At 45.8% G+C, this 22,748-nt stretch carries 17 protein-coding genes and 1 tRNA gene; 14 read left to right on the top strand and 4 right to left on the bottom strand.

Going from position 1 to position 22,748, the window contains the following annotated elements:
• Positions 1-3: 3 nt before the first annotated feature.
• Genes FEM33_RS18275 through FEM33_RS18260 form a run of 4 tightly spaced genes read right to left on the bottom strand, consistent with a single transcriptional unit; the run spans position 4 to position 6,140 of the window.
• Complete coding sequence (locus FEM33_RS18275) at positions 4-2,238, bottom strand: DUF5682 family protein (protein ID WP_139013411.1); 2,235 nt, start codon at positions 2,236-2,238, stop codon at positions 4-6.
• Between the two features lie 45 nt (positions 2,239-2,283).
• Complete coding sequence (locus FEM33_RS18270; RefSeq protein ID WP_139013410.1) at positions 2,284-3,366, bottom strand: ATP-binding protein; 1,083 nt, start codon at positions 3,364-3,366, stop codon at positions 2,284-2,286.
• A 9-nt stretch (positions 3,367-3,375) separates the two neighbouring features.
• A complete protein-coding gene (locus tag FEM33_RS18265; protein WP_139013409.1) occupies positions 3,376-4,839 on the bottom strand; it encodes a DUF5691 domain-containing protein in 1,464 nt (487 codons plus the stop codon).
• Entirely contained in the window at positions 4,836-6,140 is a 1,305-nt protein-coding gene (locus FEM33_RS18260; protein WP_139013408.1) for an SWIM zinc finger family protein, read from the bottom strand. The genes FEM33_RS18265 and FEM33_RS18260 overlap by 4 nt, the downstream gene beginning before the upstream one ends.
• A gap of 772 nt (positions 6,141-6,912) precedes the next feature.
• Here FEM33_RS18260 and FEM33_RS18255 point away from each other — a divergent pair.
• From FEM33_RS18255 to pgl, 14 genes are all read left to right on the top strand, one after another.
• Entirely contained in the window at positions 6,913-10,284 is a 3,372-nt protein-coding gene (locus FEM33_RS18255) for a SusC/RagA family TonB-linked outer membrane protein (RefSeq protein ID WP_139013407.1), read from the top strand.
• 19 nt (positions 10,285-10,303) lie between these two features.
• Positions 10,304-12,106: a RagB/SusD family nutrient uptake outer membrane protein gene (locus FEM33_RS18250; RefSeq protein WP_139013406.1), complete on the top strand. Its 1,803-nt coding sequence runs from the start codon at positions 10,304-10,306 to the stop codon at positions 12,104-12,106.
• 616 nt (positions 12,107-12,722) lie between these two features.
• On the top strand, positions 12,723-13,193 hold the full coding sequence (locus tag FEM33_RS18245; protein WP_138282044.1) for an Lrp/AsnC ligand binding domain-containing protein: 471 nt from the start codon (positions 12,723-12,725) through the stop codon (positions 13,191-13,193).
• Positions 13,194-13,282: 89 nt separating this feature from the next.
• Complete coding sequence (locus FEM33_RS18240; protein WP_138282045.1) at positions 13,283-13,636, top strand: PadR family transcriptional regulator; 354 nt, start codon at positions 13,283-13,285, stop codon at positions 13,634-13,636.
• Positions 13,637-13,672: 36 nt separating this feature from the next.
• The gene (locus tag FEM33_RS18235; RefSeq protein WP_139013405.1) at positions 13,673-14,695 is read left to right on the top strand and encodes an energy transducer TonB; all 1,023 of its coding nucleotides are present in this window, start codon (positions 13,673-13,675) and stop codon (positions 14,693-14,695) included.
• Between the two features lie 131 nt (positions 14,696-14,826).
• Positions 14,827-15,378, top strand: coding sequence for a 3'-5' exonuclease (locus FEM33_RS18230; RefSeq protein WP_139013404.1), 552 nt, complete (start codon positions 14,827-14,829; stop codon positions 15,376-15,378).
• A gap of 93 nt (positions 15,379-15,471) precedes the next feature.
• Positions 15,472-15,606 carry a hypothetical protein gene (locus FEM33_RS26865; protein ID WP_262710591.1) on the top strand — a complete coding sequence of 45 codons (135 nt, stop codon included), beginning with the start codon at positions 15,472-15,474 and terminating at the stop codon, positions 15,604-15,606.
• A gap of 126 nt (positions 15,607-15,732) precedes the next feature.
• Positions 15,733-15,806 (top strand) — tRNA-Ala (locus tag FEM33_RS18220).
• Between the two features lie 219 nt (positions 15,807-16,025).
• Entirely contained in the window at positions 16,026-17,945 is a 1,920-nt protein-coding gene (locus FEM33_RS18215; protein WP_139013403.1) for a T9SS type A sorting domain-containing protein, read from the top strand.
• A 148-nt stretch (positions 17,946-18,093) separates the two neighbouring features.
• On the top strand, positions 18,094-18,327 hold the full coding sequence (locus tag FEM33_RS18210; RefSeq protein ID WP_139013402.1) for a hypothetical protein: 234 nt from the start codon (positions 18,094-18,096) through the stop codon (positions 18,325-18,327).
• Positions 18,328-18,488: 161 nt separating this feature from the next.
• The gene (locus FEM33_RS18205; RefSeq protein WP_139013401.1) at positions 18,489-18,770 is read left to right on the top strand and encodes a hypothetical protein; all 282 of its coding nucleotides are present in this window, start codon (positions 18,489-18,491) and stop codon (positions 18,768-18,770) included.
• A 233-nt stretch (positions 18,771-19,003) separates the two neighbouring features.
• Positions 19,004-20,419 carry an NADP-dependent phosphogluconate dehydrogenase gene (gene gnd / locus FEM33_RS18200; RefSeq protein ID WP_139013400.1) on the top strand — a complete coding sequence of 472 codons (1,416 nt, stop codon included), beginning with the start codon at positions 19,004-19,006 and terminating at the stop codon, positions 20,417-20,419.
• 12 nt (positions 20,420-20,431) lie between these two features.
• Complete coding sequence (zwf, locus tag FEM33_RS18195) at positions 20,432-21,940, top strand: glucose-6-phosphate dehydrogenase (protein ID WP_139013399.1); 1,509 nt, start codon at positions 20,432-20,434, stop codon at positions 21,938-21,940.
• A 3-nt stretch (positions 21,941-21,943) separates the two neighbouring features.
• Positions 21,944-22,675 carry a 6-phosphogluconolactonase gene (gene pgl / locus FEM33_RS18190; RefSeq protein WP_139013398.1) on the top strand — a complete coding sequence of 244 codons (732 nt, stop codon included), beginning with the start codon at positions 21,944-21,946 and terminating at the stop codon, positions 22,673-22,675.
• The last annotated feature ends 73 nt before the right edge of the window (positions 22,676-22,748 follow it).

The following is a 22,748-nucleotide window of genomic DNA, read 5'->3' as shown; positions in this document are numbered from 1 at the left end:
TGATTATACGCCCATAAGTTTTTCCAGCAATGGCAACACCTGCTTTGCTCTTTCTTCATCTATCTCCGTCTGTGTGGGTATATGGCCTGTTTCTGCTTTTACCTGATTTACCCGTTGTGCGATCTTGCGTTTTTCTACATTACTGTATATGGAAAAAGTGCGCCGCAGCAATGGTATGATCTGCAGAAAAACAGCTTCTTCAAGACCAAGCAGCCACTTGTTTACGATATTCCAGATGTTGTCGTCAAGGATCAGTACTGTTGCAGCATCATTTAAAAAGCCTTCCAGCCAGGCGGCCGAAAAATCAGGGTTGTTGTTTATTGATAAAGCTTTGGAGAATTCAGCGCTCATTGCTTCATTGTCCAGTACATGGGCATCGTACAATGTTTTACAGCAGTAACCCTGCACCTTAGGTGCCGCATGCGTTAATGCTGTCATTTTCCTTATGGTTTCTATCCAGGCAGTTTTCAGTTCTTCGTCATCCAGCAGGAGTACAGATTGGTTTACATCCTTTATTTTTTCAGTAATCACAGCGGCCTGTTCTTCGTCAATACCCGTACAGCTCAGCGGAAGCCCGGCTGAAATTCTGTAAAAAATTGCCTTTAAAATTAAATTCACAGCATCCAGATCGGTTTTGCGTACATTGCCATAACGGCTGATCCGTACGAGCGGAACGAATGCATTCATAAGGACAGTCGTGTCGGCAGTACTGGCAGCCAGTTCATCCATCCGTTTCATGGCAGATGCAGCGGCATTTTGCAGGTCAGACGGCAAAGCTTTTTGTACCAGAACCGTAATTTCATCCAGACGGGTACAGCTGCGAGCTTCATGCTCCAGATATTTATTGGCAGCTTCTTCTATGGTATTGCCCCAAGGCGCTTTTTCCAGTAATTTAATGGTCAGTTCGGGATACCAGAGCAAACGCCATTCTTCCCTGAAAGTGCCTTTTCCGCTGCTGTGCTGCAAGCCGGCCCAATCCACATTCAATACGATAAGCCGATGGAACAGTATGCTCTTCTGCAGATCATTTTCATCTCTCAGGTCCAGTTTGATATTTTTTTCATCAGGACTGATTTTTAACCTCAGCTTTTTAATGAGTTGCTCCAGATCTCTCTGAACAGGCACCTGCGGTGTGCCTTCCGGAATTTGTCCCAACTCCTTTCCTACAATCAGTTCCTGATGAACAAGCTTCATGAAAATAGGATCACCCATACACATTACTGCCAGAATGGATTCATTGAATTCTTTTAATCCGGGCCTTTGCAATTGTCTTAATCCTGCAAGCGCATTGGCAAGACGAACCGACTCGATGATGTGTGCAGACGAAATATCCATTTGATGATCACGAAATACGCGGGCTGCATGCGATAGCCATAAAGCGCCATTGTCTTCCGGATGATGCCAGGCATGATGATACCAGCCGGGCGATTCCAGTCCCGCACCGTACCAGCTTGCAAATGACAAGCGGTCATTGGTCCAGGGTATCCACGTGGTTTCCACTTTTACTTTCGGCAGGTTTTTCAAAAGCACATCGTCCTCTTTCTGCTTTGGCATGTTGCTTAATGCAGGCACATGCCATGCACCGCATATTACGGCTATATTCGTGTACATTTCCTTTTGCGCCGTCCGTATGGCTTTACGCATAAAGGCTTCCCGCACCGCTTCTTCATCATTTTTGTTCTGGGGCAAATCTTTCCGCAGAGCCTCCATAGCGCTGGCTATGGCGCTAAATACCTCAGATGGATGATCTGCAATTTCAAACTTGTGTTCCCACCATTCTTCGGCATCTTCAAAGCCTGCGATCTCAGCCAGATAAGCAATCGGATTTTTTCTGATCGTCAGTATGTCTGCATGGTCTGGTACCTGATTTTCCTCTGAACTTTCCAATGCAGGTACAATCTGTATTTCAGGCTGTTGTGCTTTCGCCAGGCTGTGTGCAAGCGGCATATCAATAAACCGGACCGGAATTTTATGCTGCAATGCATACCTGACAGCGTTCCATTCGGGACTAAAAGCGGCAAACGGATAAAAGACGGCCTGATCCGGGTTATCAGGAACATAGGCGAGCAGGGCTACCGGAGGTTTCATGTCCGCATGCATGACCCATGGCAGCATGTTCTCACCTTCGGGAGGGCCTTCTATTAATATAATGTCCGGGCGAATGGCGTGAAGTGCATTGAGCACATGCCTGGAAGAGCCAGGCCCATGATGCCGGATGCCTAAAAGATGAAGCGACATGTACTTTGCTGTTTAACGGGTTTATGGCTGAAAAAGGTCAGGTTGTCAAACAATATCCCGGCATGCCCGGTAAATATCCTTCCAGCCGTCCCGCTGCTTCAGCACTGTTTCCATATATTCCTGAAAAACAATTTTATCCTGCACCGGATCTTTGATAATGGCACCGACAAGGCTGCTGGCAAGGTCATCCGCTTTCAGGCTGGCGTCACCAAAATGATAGGCAAGCGACAAGCCGTTGTTCATCACGGATATGGCCTCGGCCGTGCTGAGCGTGCCCGAGGGCGATTTGAGCTTTGTTTTGCCGTCTGCAGATACGCCGTTCCTTAGTTCACGGAATATGGTTACAATCCGGTTTATTTCTTCCAGAATCGGCTTTTCAACAGGCAAGTCTATGCCTTTGCTGAAACTGGCAACACGTTGCTGCACGATCTGCACTTCTTCTTCTATCGTGACCGGCACCGGAAGTATAACGGTATTGAATCTCCGTTTCAACGCGCTGGACAAGTCATTCACGCCTTTGTCTCGGTTATTGGCAGTAGCAATGATGTTAAAGCCCCGAACTGCCTGTATCTGCGTATTGAGTTCCGGAACGGGCAGGATCTTTTCGGATAAAATGGTAATGAGTGTATCCTGAACATCGGATCCGATGCGGGTAAGCTCTTCTATTCTCACGATTTTGCCTTCTTTCATGCCGCGCATGACCGGCGTTTCTACAATTGCCTGCATGGTAGGCCCGGAAGAAAGCAGTTGTGCATAGTTCCAGCCATACCGTACGGATTCTTCGCTTGTGCCGGCTGTTCCCTGTATAACTAGTGCGGAACTGCCGGAAATGGCGGCGCTCAGGTGTTCGGAAACCCAGGATTTGGCAGTGCCCGGCAATCCATAAAGCAGCAGAGCCCTGTCTGTTGTAAGCGTAGCCACAGCTATTTCCATTAATCTTCTGTTGCCTATGTATTTCGGGCTTACAGTAAAACCGTTCTTTAACGTGCCGCCCATCAGGTAGGTTACTACGGCTTGCGGAGAGAGCAGCCAGTTGGCCGGTCGGGTAACTGTATCCTGTTTTGCAAGTTCTTCTATTTCCTGTGCAAACTGCTGTTCGGCGGAGGCTCTTAAAATAGTTGATGACATAAGGAGTTTTCAGATTATATTATTTTTTAAATCAATTATTCGCATCATTTCCAGCGCCTGAACTTTGAAATACCTGTGCTGATAACCTTCGCCGGCATCTTCTGCATAGTGTTTTAATTTTGGTAAAATCTGAACAGGCAAGTGCAGCGCCAGCCTATGATAAACCGGCTGAGTGATTTCATACGGATTTTGGAGAAGAAATCCAAGCAGGCGTTGTGACAAGGATTCCGGCAAGATGCTGTAATTGTCATCCAGCAGATAAGTCAGTAACTGTTGCAGATTTCCTTCTATAAACTGTTCGTAAAAGGGCATACGTTCGGGCTCCGTCAAGACATTCAGCAAAATAATATCCTGCACTTCCTGAGTATGAAGCAAAGCCAATGCCCAGGTTTTACTCTTGAAACAGGAAGCTGAAAAAGCCAGGTGCCGGAGCAGGTATTTGGAATCCTTGTGCTGAATAAACAACCGAATCAGTTCCGGCTCCGTTACTGCCAGCTGCTGTGCCAATATAACGGGGTCAACATATTGCAGCGCCTGGCCGGTAATGTAAATGTAATCGGGTACTTCTTTGCAGGAACTGACTTTCTCAATGCCGGTTTTAAAAAGGTTTTCGTCGGGCAAAACATCGTTCCTGATGCTTAAAACTTTCTTTTTTGTAACCAGTAAATGTCTTTCTTCTTTAATGCTGATGACATTCAGTACGTACTCCAGATAACTTTTATTAATAGCCGATCCCTGGATTTTCCGCAAAAATTCAGTGGCAGTTTCCCGCACTTTCTGGCTTTTGTCTTTCAGCAGACTTTGCAGAAACGGTTCATCGGCAATGGAAAGATTCTGCTCCAGCAGTTCAAGGAACGCCTGACGATTTGCCGCATTTTCAGTGGAAAAGGTCTGTTCCAGCAGTTCGATGGCTCTTTGCGGATCACTGTTGCGTATGTTTTTCAGGAATGCTTTCCGGCTTTCAAAGCTTCCGGTTTCCCATACATTTTCTTCATCGCTGTTTTCAAAAAAGATACGCCAGTTCTCATTAAGCTGACAAAGCCATTTGCCTGTTTCTCCACAGGCTTTGATGAGCGGGAATGCTGCTTTTTTGTGTTCCAGTGCCTTGTTCAAAATCAGCGGGATCAGCTCGGAAGTCAGTACCTGGTTGCTTTTATTGACAACATAAACAAGGTATTGAAACAATACTTCATCTTTTGCCGTCAGCGCGGCCATGATGCTGCCATGCATCTTTTCACCGATCAGCGGCAATGTTTCCGCCGGACATTCCGGCATGCAACTTTCGACCCGTAGCGGATTTCTGCCGGCTTCTTCGTATAAAAGCGCAGTAATGGCAAGTTTAAGGAAGCGGTCTTCTTTGTCCGTGTTTTGTAATGCTATCTTTTCGCCGGTTTCCTGTAACGATAGCGAAGGCTGCGGCATGTAATTATCTGTTCCCAGCAAGGCAGCTTTCAGGATTTCGTTGGCTGTCATTTTATAAAATAGGTTTTATCATCCGACCAAAGTGTATGAATCCGGAACTGCTCATTTTCATAAATACCGAAGCAGGAGCAGGGTTTGCCTTTTGTAAATGCAAGCATCCGCCAGCACGCTTCTTCCGGATTGGCTAAGGCGCAGCCTTGTTTGTCCTGATCAAACAGCAGCCATGTATTATCCTGAAAAGTTACCCGTACTTCGCTCAGTAAAAAGGGAATCCGTTCTGTAAATGGATTTCGGGCCAGTTGCGATGTGATTCCGCTGAATACGGATTGCAGGGAACATCCGGATTCAATAGGGATTCCGGCAGCAGGCAATGCACGCTGTTCTTTGAGCAAGGCCCGGAAAGTAATGCCTGGGAAGTAGACAACATCCGCTTCCAGTTGCAAACCCGGAAAAAGCATGTGCTGCGGCATTTGGCTGCCTGCATAGAAATTTAGCAGCAGTGCAAACCGGCTGTTCGCCAAGCCGTAAAGCCATATTCTTTCCGTACTTAAATTATTTTCTTCAGTGATAGTAACGGACAGCACAACCCATGTATCCCGAACCGGAATGCTTTGCAGTACTTCTTCTTTTGGTGTAGTCCAGCCGATCAGCGTTTGTAATTCTCTCGCCATTTCCGGCGACAGACCGTCCACATGCCTGAATGCTTCTGTAATCAGGTAAATGCCGGCTAGCCTTTTGATCAGGAGGCGTTGCCAGCCTTCCTTAAAAAAATGGATGTTATTGATCTGCCTTAACTGATTCGCAAGTCCGCCGGCCTGCGCATCGACCATACGTGCCGTAATATGCTGATTGAACTGATAGCTGTTTTGCGGTACATTCCTAATACCCGCTCTGACAACGTCCTTAATCCATAACCGCAATTCTTCAATGCCTGCATCCACCTTTCTTTCCCGGGAAGCCGCCCGTTTCGCCTGAGCTGCTTCATCCGTCGGCCTGGCTTCTTTTATTTCCTTTGTGACTTCTTTTTCTTCCCGTTTGCTCAGCCATTCGCATACATGCTGCGGCATTTCTGATGCAGTAAACACATCAGGCTGTTGCGTGTAAAGCAGCAACAGTCCCAATCCGTGCTTGCAGGGAAATTTCCTGCTGGGGCAAGAACACTTGAAAGCAATATTCTGAAGATCAACAATGGTTTTATAGGGCGTTTTGCCGCTGCCCTGGCAATCGCCCCAGAGTGCTTTGTCGTGTACGCTTTTAGCTGCCCATTTTGCGTTGTTTGCCAATTGTTGCCCGGCCTTGGCAGAAGCATCGTCAGGTGCCATTTTCAGGACCTGATCTCTGGTATAATGCATTCGTAGGATCATGAAGGGTAATACAGAAACGAAAATAATTATTATGCTTTGATTATTTACAAGAGGTTTGCTGCGTCTGGGGCGTATAGGTCATATACTGCAATAAAGCAGCATTTTTAACAGATAAAGTACATAAACACATTTCAGGAACTCTGCAAAACAGCTGTCTTGATTACATTCCATACCTGAATTCAAAAGACTGGCCCTTGCATGTAAATAAAACTGGCCTGTTTGGATTCGTAAACCTTTAAAAGGACATGCTGCTGATCTGACAAGCCATGCGGCATTTACGCTGCCATGTCACCTCCGGAATATAATAGCTTCCTGTTTATCCTGTATTTCAATTTCGGAAAGCCGGTAAAACAGACAATAACTATGCGGATCATACTACTTCTTTGATGCCACTCAATGTACTTTGGAATAATTTGTAGATTTTTTACACCGTATATTCCTGGTGACATACACACATTCCCGCAACAATCATTTTAAATCAATTCTTCTGGCTGTCTCCTGATCCTTTTACAATGTTTGGCATTTCAAAGTCCTGAAAAGCACACATGGAATATTTTTTGTTGAGCCGCCGGAATTAATAAAATCTAATTTCATCTAAAATAAACATTATGATCAAGTCAAAATCATCCGGTATGGGATAGTGCTCCAATCTGAACCAGTTCCTGAAAATCCCAGTGCGGTACCAAATGCAATCATTCCGAAACAGTATGTTACTCCATCTTGGCGACGGGTAACTGCAACTTCCAAAGTTTTACAGCATATGAAAAAAACTTACAATTCCCTTTTTACGCTAAGGATTCCGCTGCTTCATCTGGCAGTTTCTTTAGGCATGACAGGGGCGGCCATGGCAATGCCCGGCAGCGCCCATTTTCGTATTCTTTCCGGTAATCATATGGATGCAAAATCTGTAAATGATGCAGACAGGATTATTTCCGGTACGGTCCGCGGCGATAATAATGAAGCGTTGCCAGGTGTAAGCGTAGTGCTCAAAGGTTCCCAGAACGGAACTACGACAGATGCAGACGGCAAGTATTCGCTCAATATTCCCGATGACCCCAATTTTACACTCGTTTTTTCATTTGTAGGATATGCTACTCAGGAAATCCAGCCGGGGAACAATGCCACGCAGGACGTTGTACTGGCGTCGGATGTGAAAGCATTGAGCGAGGTTGTGGTTGTGGGCTATGGTACACAGCGGAAAAAAGACCTGACAGGCGCAGTAGCTGTCGTCAACGTTTCCGAACTGCAGCAGCAGCCGACTTCACAGATTACGAGCCAGCTTCAGGGACGTGCTTCGGGCGTAACCGTGCTGGGTTCCGGACAGCCCGGCGAAGCGCCGCAGATCAGGATCCGGGGTATCAATACTTTTGGAAACAATTCGCCTTTGTATATCGTTGACGGCGTTCCTACGCAGAATATCAATGATATAAACCCGAATGACGTAGCAACCATGCAGGTGTTGAAAGATGCCGGTTCTGCTTCTATTTATGGTTCCAGGGCAGCAAACGGCGTAATTGTAATCACGACTCGCCGGGGAAGCGGAAAAATAAAAGTCCAGTACGATGCCTATGTCGGCGTGCAGGTTCCCAAAGCCGGCAATGTATGGAACCTGCTGAATCCGCAGGAAACCGCACAATTGAAATTCAACGCGCTCAGGAACGTCAACCCGAATGATCCGATCAATGATCCGTTGTACGGAAGCGGCACGGTGCCTGTGCTGCCGGATTATATCACGCCGCAGGGCGCAAGCGAGGGCGATCCTTCCGTAAATCAGTCCTTGTATAATGTCAATCCGAATTTTACGACTACGGATCAGTATAATAACTTTTACAGGATTACCCGCGCCAACAAAGAAGGTACCGACTGGTTTCATGAGATTTTCAAGCCGGCCATGATCACCAGCCACAACCTGAGCGCAAGCGGCGGCGGTCCGCAGGGTAATTACCTGTTTTCATTCAACTATTTCAATCAGCAGGGCACGCTGATCAATACATATCTGAAACGTTACACAATCCGTGCAAACAGCCAGTATAACGTAGGAAATCATGTCCGGATCGGTGAAAATATTGCTTTTTCCGTGTCAGATAACCCGCGCGTTAACGCCTTGACAGAAGGAAGCGCGATCGGGATGGCATTCCGGGAACAGCCGATCATACCCGTTTATGACATTATGGGAAATTATGGCGGCGGATTTGGTCAGGGTCTGGGAAATGCCGAAAATCCGGTTGCGATTCAGCAGCGTTCCAGAAATAATCAGGGATTGCGGAACCGCCTTTTCGGGAACATGTATGCCGAAGTGGATCTGTTCAAGGATTTTACGTTGCGGACCAGTTTCGGAGGCGAACTGTACACTGGTGCTTTCCGGTCATTTGCGTATCCTGAATATGAAAATCAGGAAAATAACACGATCAATTCCTATACGGAAAACTCATTCAGCGGCTTCAACTGGACCTGGACCAATACGATCAATTACCAGCATGTATTCGGCGATATCCACGATGTAAAGGTTTTGATCGGTACTGAAAATTACAAGAACAGCGGAAACTATGTCGGAGGCACCACAACGGGGTATTTTACGTTTGACCCTGATTTTACAACCTTGTCAACCGGTTCCGGAACGCCGACCAACTACAGTGCGCGTTTCAAGGATGCACTCGCTTCACTGATCGGACGGATTGACTATTCACTGAGAGACAAATATCTGATCGGTGCTACAATCCGCCGCGACGGATCGTCCCGCTTCCTTACTTACCGTTACGGATGGTTTCCGTCTGTAAGCGCGGGCTGGCGTATTTCAAAAGAAGGGTTTATGGAAAATCTTACATGGATTGACGACCTGAAAATAAGAGGAGGGTACGGCGTAATGGGAAATCAGCTGAATGTTGATCCTTCCAATGCGTACACAACTTACGGCCAGGACCGGACATCTTCTTTTTATGACATCAACGGAACCAACCAGACTACCATGATGGGACTTCAGCGGACAAGGATCGGAAATCCGGACGCCAAGTGGGAGAAGAACATCAACAGCAACATCGGTATTGATGCGGCGCTTTTCAAAGGCAAACTGGAACTTACCGTTGATTATTACAGCAAGGAAATCCGCGACCTGCTTTACAATCCCGAGCTGGCGGGAACTTCCGGCCTCGGCGCCGTACCTTATGTGAACATTGCCCGGATGAAAAACCACGGTATTGACCTTTCGGCAACGACCAATCTGGATGTCAGCGATAATCTGAAACTGAACGCCACACTGACTTTCACTACCTATAACAACAAGATTGTTTCGCTGGCGGAAGGCGTGGATTATTTTGATCAGGAGGGAAGGAGATTTAACGGAAGCTACATCGTCCGGAATTCGGTTGGCCACTCGATCGGACAGTTTTTCGGATACAAAGTCGATGGGTTCTGGAATTCGCAAGAGGAAATAACGGCTGCCAATACGGCTGCACAGCAGGCTTCCGGAAATGCTTCGGCATTGTATCAGGCCGATGTGGCCGTTGGCCGGTTCCGTTATGCAGATGTAAATGGCGACGGTTTGGTAACGGCAGACGACAGAACCTATCTGGGCAATCCGAATCCTGATTTTACCTATGGCCTTAACCTTGGCGGAAACTACAAAAGCTTTGATTTCAGTATTTTTCTGTACGGATCGCAGGGAAATGACATCTGGAACAACGTAAGATGGTGGACGGATTTCAATGCCAATTTCCAGGGAGCAAAAAGCAAAACGGCACTGTACGATTCCTGGACCCCGGAAAATCACAATGCAAAAGCACCGATTCAGGAAACGGTGGGTTCGTTCAGTACTGCCAATGTGCCGAATTCCTATTTTGTCGAAAACGGATCTTATCTGCGGGCGAGAAATGCCCAGATCGGATACACCATTTCTCCGGACATGCTTAAAAAATGGAAAATCGATCGTATGCGCGTCTATGTGCAGGCGGCCAATTTGTTCACCATAACGAAGTACTCAGGTCTGGACCCGGAAATCGGAACGACGGCCAATACCAATAATACATCCGGAGGCAGCCTGAACCAGTCGTTTTCTTCATCAACCTCATTCGGCATCGACGAGGGCGTTTATCCAAACCAGCGCCAGTTCATTTTCGGGCTTAATTTATCATTCTGATCCATAAAAAATTAAAATCATGAAGCTTAAACCATACATATTAATTGCACTTCTACTGAGCGGGATTTTACTCGATTCCTGCAAAGATGATCTTGATATCGGAGCGCAGGGTGCGCTGAGCGAACAGCAACTGCTTAATCGCGCAGGCGTTGACGCGCTTTTGACCGGCGCTTATGCAGCCCTTGATGCGCAGCAGTATACGAACGGCGCGGCGCAGAACCTGAGCGGGACAAACGCATGGGAAGCGTCGCCGACCAACTGGGTTTTCGGCAGTATTGCAGGCGGAGAGGCACACAAGGGAAGTGACGGCAGCGACCAGCCGGGCATCGATGCCATTGCCAAATTTACAGCCGATCCGAGCAACAGTTTTTTTAACAGCAAATGGCGGTCGCTTTATGAAGGTGTAAACCGGACCAATACAGTTATCCGGGTACTTGCGCAGGTTCCTGAGATTTCGGAAGCCGACCGCGCAAACCTGAACGCACAAGCGCGTTTTCTGCGGGGCCATTATTATTTTGAACTGAAAAAAATGTGGAACAATGTTCCCTGGATTGATGAAACGACGCCAAGCGCAGAAGCGCCTTTGCAGACCAACACAGAAAATATCTGGCCGAGAATTGAAGCTGATTTTCAGTTTGCTTATGACAATCTTCCCGCCACACAGCCGGAAGTTGGAAAAGTTAATAAATGGGCGGCTGCTTCCTATCTTGCCAAAACGTATCTGTACGAGAAAAAATATCAGGAAGCCAAAACGCTTTTTGACGTTGTTGTTGCGCAGGGCATTACTACGAACGGACTGAAATACGCGCTTACAAAAAGATTTGAAGATAACTTTGACGCAGCGACGGAGAATAATTCCGAAACGGTTTTTGCCATTCAGATGGCGGTACACGACGGGACAAACAGCATTGCAAACGGCAATCAGGGCGATATGCTTAATTTTCCGTATGGCGACAGTCCGTTCCGGTGCTGCGGTTTTTATCAGCCAAGTCAGGATCTGGTGAACTCGTACAGAACAACAGAAGCGGGTTTGCCTTATCTGAATGATTACAATCTGCATCCGGTAAAAAGCGATCAGGGAATTTCATCCAATCAGCCGTTTACACCCGATCCCGGCCCGCTCGATCCGCGGCTTGACTGGACCGTGGGACGCCGCGGACTTCCATACCATGACTGGGGGTATCATCCCGGAGCAAAGTGGATCCGCAGCCCGGGGCAGACGTATGCCGGACCTTATTCGCCTAAAAAGAACATTTACTGGCAGGCAACGCAGGATATTTATTCCGATCAGAGCGTGTGGGCGCCGGGAACTGCCATCAATTATAATGTCATCCGGTTTGCGGATGTGCTGCTGATGGCTGCCGAAGCAGAAGCACAGCTCAACAATCTGGCGCAGGCACAGACCTATGTAAATCTGGTACGCGCAAGAGCGGCAGATCCGATTAATTACCTTAAAAAGTACATCAATGACAATAATCCGCTGGCGGGTTTCTCCACAACGCCGGCTGCCAATTACAAGATTGCGGTTTATCCCGCAGGTGCCTTTGCCGGAATGGGTAAGGCCGGGGCTCTGAATGCCATTTACTTTGAAAGAAAGCTGGAACTGGCCATGGAAGGTCACCGCTTTTTTGATCTGGTACGCTGGGGAATTGCACAGAGCACATTGAATGCTTACTTCGCTTACGAAAGCACCATAACAACGGATATCCGCGGAGCCAATTTCACGGCCAACAAAAACGATTATTTCCCGATTCCGCAGCGGCAGATTGACCTTAGTAACCAGAATGGAACTTCGGTTCTGACGCAGAATTCAGGTTATTAGAATTGCAGCTTGTTGATTTGAATTTTTTACGCCGGGCAGCAGTTTTGCCCGGCGTTCTTTGCTTCAGGCAATTGCTTCATTCAATACAAGGTCAGTTTTGGATAGGGCAGGAGCGGGCAGAACCTTATTTGTATTGCTTGGAAAGACGGCCTTTACGGATTGTATGGTGGCAAATAAAAAACACGCAGGTTTCAAAATGAACCCGCGTGTCAAATTACACTTCATCAACAAACTAAAAACCAAATAAAACTAATACGAAAAAATTCGCTTGTCAAGTTTTTTTTGCTGTAGGAGGGGGATTCGAACCACCCACGGTGCGGTTAGCTACGGTACAAATACTGTTGGTGGTCCACCCCAGTCGACTTGCGTCGGCATTATGCCGCGTTTATCCCTTATTCACCACCCCCGAGACAGGAGGGCATGGCTGCCAATTTCATCACCCTACAATGTGATAATCAATTCAGAAAAGCATTTAAACTGCTTTCTCGATTTGATTGTGCAAAACTAAAACTTCTCATCTTAAATATAAAATTTTTTCATTTAAAATTGTCAAAATTTACAATTTTTCCATAATTTGGTTATTATTATTGTAAATTATTCAAACAAATCAGGCTAAATGCAAAAATATTCTGATATTGATAATACAGACTTGCGCATTCTTTCTCTGCTGATGGAGAACGCTGCGCTGCCTTATACCGAGATCGGCAAGAGGGTTTTTGTTTCCGGCGGTACTGTGCATGTGCGTATGAAAAAGCTGGAACAGATGGGAATTGTACGCGGTTCCCAGCTGATTATCGATCCTGCAAAGCTCGGCTGGGACATCAGCGCGTTTTTAGGGATTTACCTCGAAAAAAGTTCTTTGTATGAGCAAGTAGCAACCGAGCTGGAAAGCATTCCGGAAGTAGTCAATATTCATTATACAACGGGTATTTACAGTATTTTTATAAAAATCGTCTGCCGCGATACAGGGCATTTAAGGGAAATTCTTCATGATAAGATTCAGAAAGTGAACGGCATCCAGCGGACCGAAACATTTATTTCACTTGAAGAACGTATCAACCGCTCCATTCCGCTTGCCGAATCCTGAAACTTTATGTTTATATTAAAAACAAAATTTCTTGTTCTTTGTTTGATATATAAAAAACTTATATATATTTGTAAAGAAAATTATGACTTATGGATAACAACGCAACCAGTAACGAATATGTACGCGGTACATTGAAAACGATCGTATTGAATTTACTTGCTGAACATAGTCGGATGTACGGATACGAGATCACGCAGGAAGTTAAAGACAGGACGGGAGGAGCTATTGCGCTTACATTCGGGGCATTGTACCCGGTGCTGCACAAGCTGGAACAGGAAGGCTTGCTGATTACGGAATCGGTGGAAGTGGACGGAAGGCTGAGAAAATATTATTCACTTACTACGCCCGGCAATGAAGCCGCACGGGATAAAACCACTGATTTGGAAAGATTTATAGAAGCAGTAAGATTATTGTTGGCTCCAAGAGTCCTGACCTCAGAATAAATTCTTTACATGGCTGAAATCTAAACAGATAATCCGATGAAACGCCTTCAGGAAAATCGCATTGATTTGATTAATAACTATTTGCAGGCAAGCAAGCTGGACCCGGAACTGATTCCCGAAATACTGGATCATCTGGCTTGCGAGGCAGAAGAATGTCTTTGGAACGGTAAGCCGTTTGAGCAGGTATACAAGGAAATCACGGAAACTGCTGATGCGCAATTGCTCCTGAATTTGAGTGTTGATCATAAAAATCTGTTAGCCATGGAAAAATCACTGAATGACATCGTTTTTGAAGGAAGAAACAAGCTTTACGGAGCCTATGACCTGAGGAAAAGTTACGGACAAACCATCCAGCGTTCAGTGCTGATGGGGGTTACCCTGTTTTTGCTGATGGTGATGCTGCCGAATTTGTATGCGCGGCTTGTGCCGGAGCCGAAGGCCTCCGATATTGCCTATGTTGTGGAAGCTCATCCGGTGGATATCAAGATGGAAGTTCCGTTACCTCCGCCGCCAGCAGAAAAAGCTGCTCCGTCGGTAAAAACGGTAAGGTCGCTGCCGCCGGTTGTATTGCCTGACAATCAAGTAGAGATTGAAAATATTCCGCCTACAAAGGAAGAGCTGGAATCCGCGTTGCCGGGACAGGAAGATATAAAAGGGATTGAAGATATGGGTTTCATCGTGCCGCCGTCGGCACCGGTTGCAAATGATAAGGCGGTTGCCGTGGAAGTAAAGCCAAAGAACGATGAAATTTTCCGGATTGTGGAACAGGCACCGGAATACAGAGGCGGAATTGCTGCCATGAGCGCATTTCTGCAGAAAAACCTGAAATATCCGTCCCCGGCTGCCGCAGCCGGAATTCAGGGAAGGGTTTTCGTCGAATTTACAGTGGGGACGGATGGGAAGATTGAAAACGTTACTGCAATCAAAGGAATCGGGTTCGGGTGTGATGAAGAAGCAGTGCGGGTTGTAAAACTTATGCAGAACTGGATTCCGGGCAAGCAGTCAGGCGCTCCGGTCCGTGTCCGTTTTACATTGCCGATTGCATTCCAGCTTAATTGAAATACTGTATATCGCGTAAATACCGTCCTGTATAACAGAAAATCCTCGTTAAAACGGGGATTTTTTCTTTTTTTTGTACTATAAAATTTACTGCTCAACTTTCCTGATATTTATTTTATTCTGCAAATTTAATGTACGCCATCATTGATATAGAGACGACCGGAGGAGGAGGAACAGCGCGCATAACGGAAATAGCTGTTTTCAGACATGATGGTTCAAAAGTTGTTGACACTTTTCATTCACTGATAAACCCGGAGATTTACATTCCGCCGTTCATTACACGCCTGACCGGAATTGATAATGAAATGGTACGGGATTCACCCACATTTTTTGACGTTCAGGATGCTTTGCGGGCGATAACCAAAGACGCATGGTTTGTAGCGCACAACGCAAGGTTTGATTACGGATTTATAAAAAGGGAATACGGCGCCTTGGAAGAATATTATCAGCGTGATATTTTATGCACGGTTCAGCTCAGCAGAAAAATATTCCCCGGTTTGAAATCGTATAGTCTGGGAAAGCTGTGTGAAAGCCTTGGGATCAACATTGAAAACCGGCACCGCGCGCATGGCGATGCAGAAGCAACCGTACGATTGTTTGAAAAATTACTTTCGAATGACAGCAAGAAGCTGATTCCGGTAGAACCTTCGTATAGCAGCAGGCCGGACCTTTTCGTGGAATGATTTTTTAGAAGTTTAGTTAAAAATTGCTAAACTAAATTATTCTTCCCGATGAAAGCTTATATCAATTGCCTTGTTATTCTTCTTATATCCGTCATGTTTACCAGCTGTGCAGCAATTGGTGATATATTCAAAACGGGAGTCTGGACGGGAGTTATACTTGTTGTTGCCATCATTGCAATCGTAATATGGGCACTTTCCAGAGTATTTGGCGGAGGGCGGCGCGGATAAAGTTTTCCGTTTTCAGATAGAAAATTAGCGCGTATGCTTGTTTATCAAAGTTCTCTGTTTAATCTTTGCACACCATAAAAAAATCCGGCCGGCATAATAAAGGTTTTTGCCGGCATGATTAAACCCGGGGGATTAGCTCAGTTGGCTAGAGCGCTTGCATGGCATGCAAGAGGTCGTCGGTTCGAATCCGATATTCTCCACATTTTTTTACATATGAAATGGCCTTTTGGTTTAATTACCAAAAGGCCATTTTTGTTTTGGCGCCATTTGAGAAAATACCAAGAATTACGATATTGACTGTTTGTCAGAAATTTTTCGTCGCACCATATAGCTACCGTTAAATAAGTTCGCGAAGTAGATAGAAGAAAATTGTACTTACAATTGTATTTGTAACTACAGATTGCCTAACCTATCATGATATGAATAGAATTCTACTTCCTCAGCACATCTTCAAATTTCTGCTTGCCTTACTGGTCTTTGTGCAGGCAAGTGTATTCGCGCAACCCAAAATTGAGTGGGAAAAGATTTATGGAGGTACCGGAGGCGATGTGCCCAATTCTATCAAGCAAACCGCAGACGGTGGGTTCATTATTAGTGGCACAACCACCCTAAGTGGTGACAAAAATCAGGTGGGTTATGGCAGCAGTGATATTTGGATTATCAAATTAGCAGCTGATGGAAGCAAACAATGGGACAAAATCCTGGGAGGCGAAGGCACAGAGCAAAATACTTTTATTGAACTAACACCTGATGGCGGATATATTGTGGGTACTTCTTCCAATTCCGGTGTGGGTCCCATAAAGAGTGAGCCTGCGTATGGCATATACCCCGAAGATAAGCTTGATTACTGGATCATTAAGCTCAGTGCCAGTGGAGCAGTAGAGTGGGACAAAACCATTGGAGGTCCGGATATAGATCTGCTTACCTCTGTGAAACCGACAAAAGACGGAGGTTATATTCTGGCAGGAAGCTCTGAATCTGAAATTGGTAACAACAAAACAAAAGCACCTTTGGATAAAGGCTATACGGATCATTGGATTGTGAAACTTTCTGCATCCCGAACAGTGCAATGGGATGTTGTACTGGGAAGACGGCAGGATGGGATGCATTACAGAAATGAAGGTGCAATCGTCGAGCTTACATCGGATGGCGGCTATCTGATTGGCGGCTCCCAAGGCCCCAATCCTCTGTATGAATATGTAGAAGACTTTTATCTCGCCAGATTAAGTCAAAATGGTGCTGTACAATGGGAAAAAACCATTGCTGGTGCTGGTGATAATATCCTGAAATCTATACAACAATTAAATGATGGCAGTTTTTTACTTGGAGGAGAGGCTATAACTACTACCTTAGACGATCAAGGTGAATACATTTGTGCGTCTTGTCAGGATTTCTGGATTGTCAGAATCGATGCACAGGGAAATAAACTATGGGATAAAACCATTGGATCCGGATACGATGCTCAGGGATACAATCTTAATTTTCTTACTTCCGCAGTCAAAACCAGTGATGGAGGCTATTTACTGGGAGGAAGCTCCCGAAGCAGTGCAGGGCGAGATAAATCAGAACCTTCAAGAGGAGGACGCCGGGACGTATGGGTAGTCAAGCTGGATTCAAACAGGACAAAAGTTTGGGACAGAACAATTGGAGGGTCACAAACAGATAGGTTGCAATCACTGGCGCCAACCAAGGATGGAGGTGTTATCCTAGCCAGTTTTTCTGATTCGCCTGTGAGTGGGGAAAAGTCAGAAAACAGTCGCGGATATGAGGACTACTGGATAGTTAAACTCGCTCCCGAACCACTCCCCGTTACCCTCACCAGCTTCACCGCACAAAAGGAAAACACAACTGCGCTTCTTACTTGGTCCACATCTTCCGAAACCCGCAATGACCGCTTTGAGGTGCAGCGCAGCTTCAACGGCAAAACTTGGGATTTGATCGCTACTGTCAAATCCAATGGTGATGTAAACAAGCCGGCCAATTACATGCTGGTTGACAACAAACCCGTACATGGCGTTGATAACCTTTACCGGCTTAAAATGATCGACATAGACGGCAGTTTCACTTACAGCAAGATTCAAAGCCTGCACTTTGATTCAGATGTTGCATTGAACATTTTCCCGAATCCGGCATCAGATGTTTTGAACATTGAAATGGCCGACTGGCATAAGGTTAAAACCGTGGAGCTGCTGAACAGCCGTTCTGATATAGTATATATTTCTGGTAAAAAGCCCGTTCAGAGTGTGTTTGTTAAGGATTTTTCAACCGGGATTTACTTTGTCCGGGTTACGCTGGCTGACGGGAGCTCTTCGGTAAAAAAGGTGTTAATCGGGAAATGAAGTAAATACTTCTGATTATATCCGATTCCGGAATACTTGTTAATGGCCTACTTTTTTTGCTAAAATATTTTTGGTAAATGTGGATTTTTGCAAAGAAATGCACTAATTGGAAAGCTTAACAATAACCTGTAACAATTTAGAAAAAGCGATGGAAGACGAATTGGAAGCTATGAAGTTTTTCAAGGATGAAGACCGTTACTCATTTTTGTCCGACAGAAAACTGCAGCCGAATATCATTTCGGCATTGAAAAGACTTGAACAGGATAATACAATTGCCTGTGCCTGGGAAAAAAATCAGGAATATCCTATGGATTGCGAATTGACCGAAAAGGGATTTTACCTGCGGGAACACCTGAAAAGCAATGTCTGGAATAAAGAATGAAGACGCTCGTAAAAACATGATTTTACGAAATCAGCAGTTTGAAAGCAGTATTTTTAACAAAATTCAAGCGTCCTGAACTGCTTTAATACGCATAAAAATAATGAGATGTTCGTACGGGTACGGCTTTTTTAGGTCCGCTGCATATACCAACAATAATCTGTATGAACACATCAGAAAGTAAACCATTGATAGCACTTGCCGAGAATAAAGAAGCTTGTCAGGAAGTTTTTGACTTTGTCTGTGAGAAGGAAGGAACAAATTACAACACAAAATTGACTGACGACGGCGAAGGTATTGTTATTTTCAACGATGACCGCAAGCTTGTTATCTATAAAAGCGGCAAGACATTTTTTGAAGCCGACGGTGCAATCTGGGATTTGCCCAATCCATTCAGATTTGTGGATCTGATCCGGTCGCACGGGTTTGATATAAGCCGCGGATAATTGCCTGTTATTTTTACAGGATGTTTATCTACTGAAAATGCCTTTCGTAATCGCAGTACAGAAAACGAAAGGCATTTATTATTTGCTTCCTCCGTTTTTCAATATGCAAAGGTGCAAAATGTCTGATGTTATTTAATTTCAGGATAAAGCCCAACAAATTACGCTGAAAGCGAATCCGTAGCGTAAATTCCTTTATTATTGCAACTTCTTTATTCTTTTAAGACGCTTCAATTATGTCAAATAACCTATTCGATTTTGGAATGATCGGGCTTGGTGTAATGGGTAGGAACCTGTTGCTCAATATGGCTGATCATGGCTTTTCTGTCATCGGCTTTGATAAGGATGCAGTCAAGAACGCTGCGCTTGAATCGGCAGCTACTCCGGGAACTACGGTAAAGGGAGTGCCCGAACTTGCGCAGATGATTCAGCTTTTACAGCCTCCCCGCAAAATAATGATGCTTGTTCCTGCCGGCAAACCGGTTGATGATGTGATCGATTCGCTGCTGCCGCTTGTTGAAAAAGAGGATATCATCATTGACGGAGGGAATTCCCATTATACGGATACATTGCGCCGGGTGCAGTACCTGGGTGAGAGAGGAATCCACTTTATGGGGATGGGCGTATCCGGTGGTGAGCAGGGCGCACGTTCAGGCCCGAGTATCATGCCCGGCGGCGATCAGACTGCATATAAGAATGTAAAACCGATGCTGGAAGCCATTGCAGCCAAAGTAGACGGCACGCCGTGTGTGGCATACCTCGGCAGATCCGGTGCCGGACATTATGTAAAAATGGTCCACAACGGCATTGAATATGCCATTATGCAGCTCATCAGTGAAACTTACGCCATTCTTAAGCACGCCGGATTGAGTAACCAGCAATTGCATGAAGTATTCAAAAGCTGGAATGAAGGCAAGCTGCAGTCTTTTCTGGTTGAAATTACAGCTGATATTTTCCTGCAGAAAGATGATCAGTCCGCTGCCGATCTTGTGGATGTAATTTCGGACAAAGCAGGTTCCAAAGGTACGGGTAAATGGACTTCGCAGGATTCCATGGAACTGCCCGTGGCCGTGCCTGTTATTGATACTGCAGTTGCCATGCGTACTTTGTCCGGTTACAAGGACGAAAGAGTAAAAGCTTCCCAGTTATATGCTGAGAACAATACCGAAGTGCCGGTTGCAACCGAAGAATTCATTCAGCAGGTTCACGATGCGCTTTATTTTGCAACGATATTAAGCTATGCACAAGGTCTGGCCATGTTGTTTCAGGCTTCCAAATATCTGAGCATGGAAATTCCTTTGCCGGATGTAGTCAGCGTGTGGCGCGGCGGTTGTATCATCCGTTCTTCTTTACTGGAAACATTCGCCAAAGCGTATAAGGAAGAGGTGGAATTGTCCAATATTCTGTTGAACCAAGAGGTTGCCACGCTCGTTAAGTCTGTAGAAAAGAATACGCGTTCGCTGGTTGCGTTTGCTGCAAATTCAGGGATTCCGGCTGCCGGTCTGATGTCGTCACTTTCGTATTTTGACGCATTCCGTACGGAAAGCATGCCGACCAATCTGATTCAGGCGCAGCGTGATTATTTCGGAGCGCATACTTATCAACGTATCGATATCCCCGGTATTTTTCATACAGAGTGGGGGCCACAATAAATCAGATATCCTATGCAAATCAATAAACGTCCGCCTGCTTCAATCCTTTTTATTTTTGGCGGAAGCGGAGACCTTAACTTCAGAAAGTTAACGCCTGCACTTTATAACCTGTTTCTGGACAACTGGATGCCGGAAAAATTCGCCATTGCCGGCATTGGAAGAAGTCCTTATACCAATGAAGCTTATTATGAACATTTGCTGGATGGCGTCACACGTTTTTCGCGCAGAAAAGGACAGCAGAACGGTCACTGGCAGGAATTCAGCCAGCATGTAACTTACCTGCAGATGGATGCCGACAATGCCGAGGCTTATCATCTGATTACGGATCTGGTCAAACAGAAGGAAGAGGAGTGGGGCGTACACCCTAATGTGATTTTTTATCTGGCCGTTGCACCGCAGCTTGTGCCTTCCATTGCGCAAAAACTGGGTACGCTTAAAATCTGCTCGGAAAAAAGCACAACGCGGATTGTGGTGGAAAAACCTTTCGGGCATGATCTGGAAAGCGCACATCAACTGAATACCTTGCTTTCCAGCATGTTTGCCGAAGAGCAGATTTTCAGGATTGATCATTATCTCGGAAAGGAAACAGTGCAGAACATTCTCGCCCTGCGCTTTGCAAATGCTCTCTTTGAACCTTTATGGAACAGGAATTACATTGATCATATCCAGATTACAGCCGCTGAAAGTGTGGGTCTGGAAGGACGGGGCGGTTATTTCGAGCATGCCGGCGCATTGCGGGATATGGTTCAGAACCATATTCTGCAGATCCTTTGCATGATCGCCATGGAACCGCCGGTTTCCTTTGATGCCAACGAAATCCGTAATAAAAAAGTGGATGTACTGAACGCGATCCGCCGTATTACCAAGGATCAGGTGCATGACTTTGCCGTCCGCGGACAATATTCAGGTGGTTGGAAAAAAGGGGAGAAAGTAGTCGGCTACCGTCAGGAAGAAGGCGTGGATCCGCATTCCAACATTGATACTTTTGCTGCCGCCAAATTCTATATTGACAACTGGCGCTGGCAGGGCGTACCGTTTTATGTGCGTACCGGAAAATACCTGAACCAGAAAGCAACGCATATAACGTTGCAGTTCAAACCGGCGCCGCACTATGCATTTCCGGCGGAAGCAGCTGAAACGTGGCGTTCAAACAGGCTGACGATCAGTATCCAACCGAACATGGACATAAGCATCCGTTTTCAGTCCAAGCGTCCCGGCCAGACCATGACGCTCGATCCCGTTGACATGACTTTTGATTATGACGCCATTGCCGGAGACCATGCGCCCGAAGCATATGAAACCTTGCTGCTGGACGTAATGGAAGGCGATGCGACTTTGTTTATGCGGAATGATCAGGTGGATGCGGCATGGAAAGTGATCATGCCGATTCTGGAAACATGGGAAAGCAGAACACCTCAGGATTTTCCGAACTATGCGCCGGATTCATGGGGCCCTGACGATGCCGATGCATTGATTGCACGCGACGGACATACGTGGATTAATTTACCGCCAGTTCCCTGATTTATGGAAATTCACATTTCAAAAGATACAGAACAGCTGAGTAATGAACTGGCCGAATGGATAAGCCATTACATTCAGCAGGTTCTGGAAAAGAAGGAACGCTTTACCTTTGTGCTGTCCGGCGGCAGCACTCCGAAACTGCTGTATTCCAAACTGGCAGAAATGCCTTATAAGAAATCCATTCCCTGGAACAGGATACATTTCTTCTGGGGCGACGAACGGGCTGTGCCTTTTGAGGATTCGCGGAACAATGCCAGAATGTGTTTCGAAGAACTGCTGGACAAAGTGCCTGTCGTTGCAGAAAACATCCATGTCATGCGTACGGACCTTGATCCGGATTCTTCGGCAAAGGCGTATGAAAGTATTTTGAAAACGTATTTTCAGGATTCTGAAACAACTTTTGATCTGGTGCTGCTTGGAATGGGCGACGACGGTCATACGTTATCATTGTTTCCGGGAACGGATGTGATTCACGAGCAGAATGCATGGGCGACTTCGTTTTTTCTGCCTGCACAGGACATGTACCGGATTACGCTGACGGCTCCGCTGGTTAATCAATCGGCGTGTGTGGTTTTTCTTGCGGCAGGTTCCGGAAAAGCGGAAACTTTGAAAAATGTGCTCCAAGGAGAAAGAAACATTGATCTTTATCCGTCACAAATCATAAACCCTGAAAACGGGCAACTGCATTGGTTTGTCGATGAAGCAGCTGCAAGTTTGTATCAATCCGGAAAATGAATTTTTTCGGAAGCTGAACAATTCAGATTATAAAAAAGCGCGCTTAACATAAGGCGCGCTTTTTTGTTTTATC

The sequence above is a fragment of the Dyadobacter flavalbus genome (assembly GCF_006149045.1).
Classification (GTDB): Bacteria; Bacteroidota; Bacteroidia; order Cytophagales; family Spirosomataceae; genus Dyadobacter; species Dyadobacter flavalbus.
The sequence above is the reverse complement of the archived record's forward strand: the minus strand, read 5'-3'. Positions and strand labels throughout refer to the sequence as shown.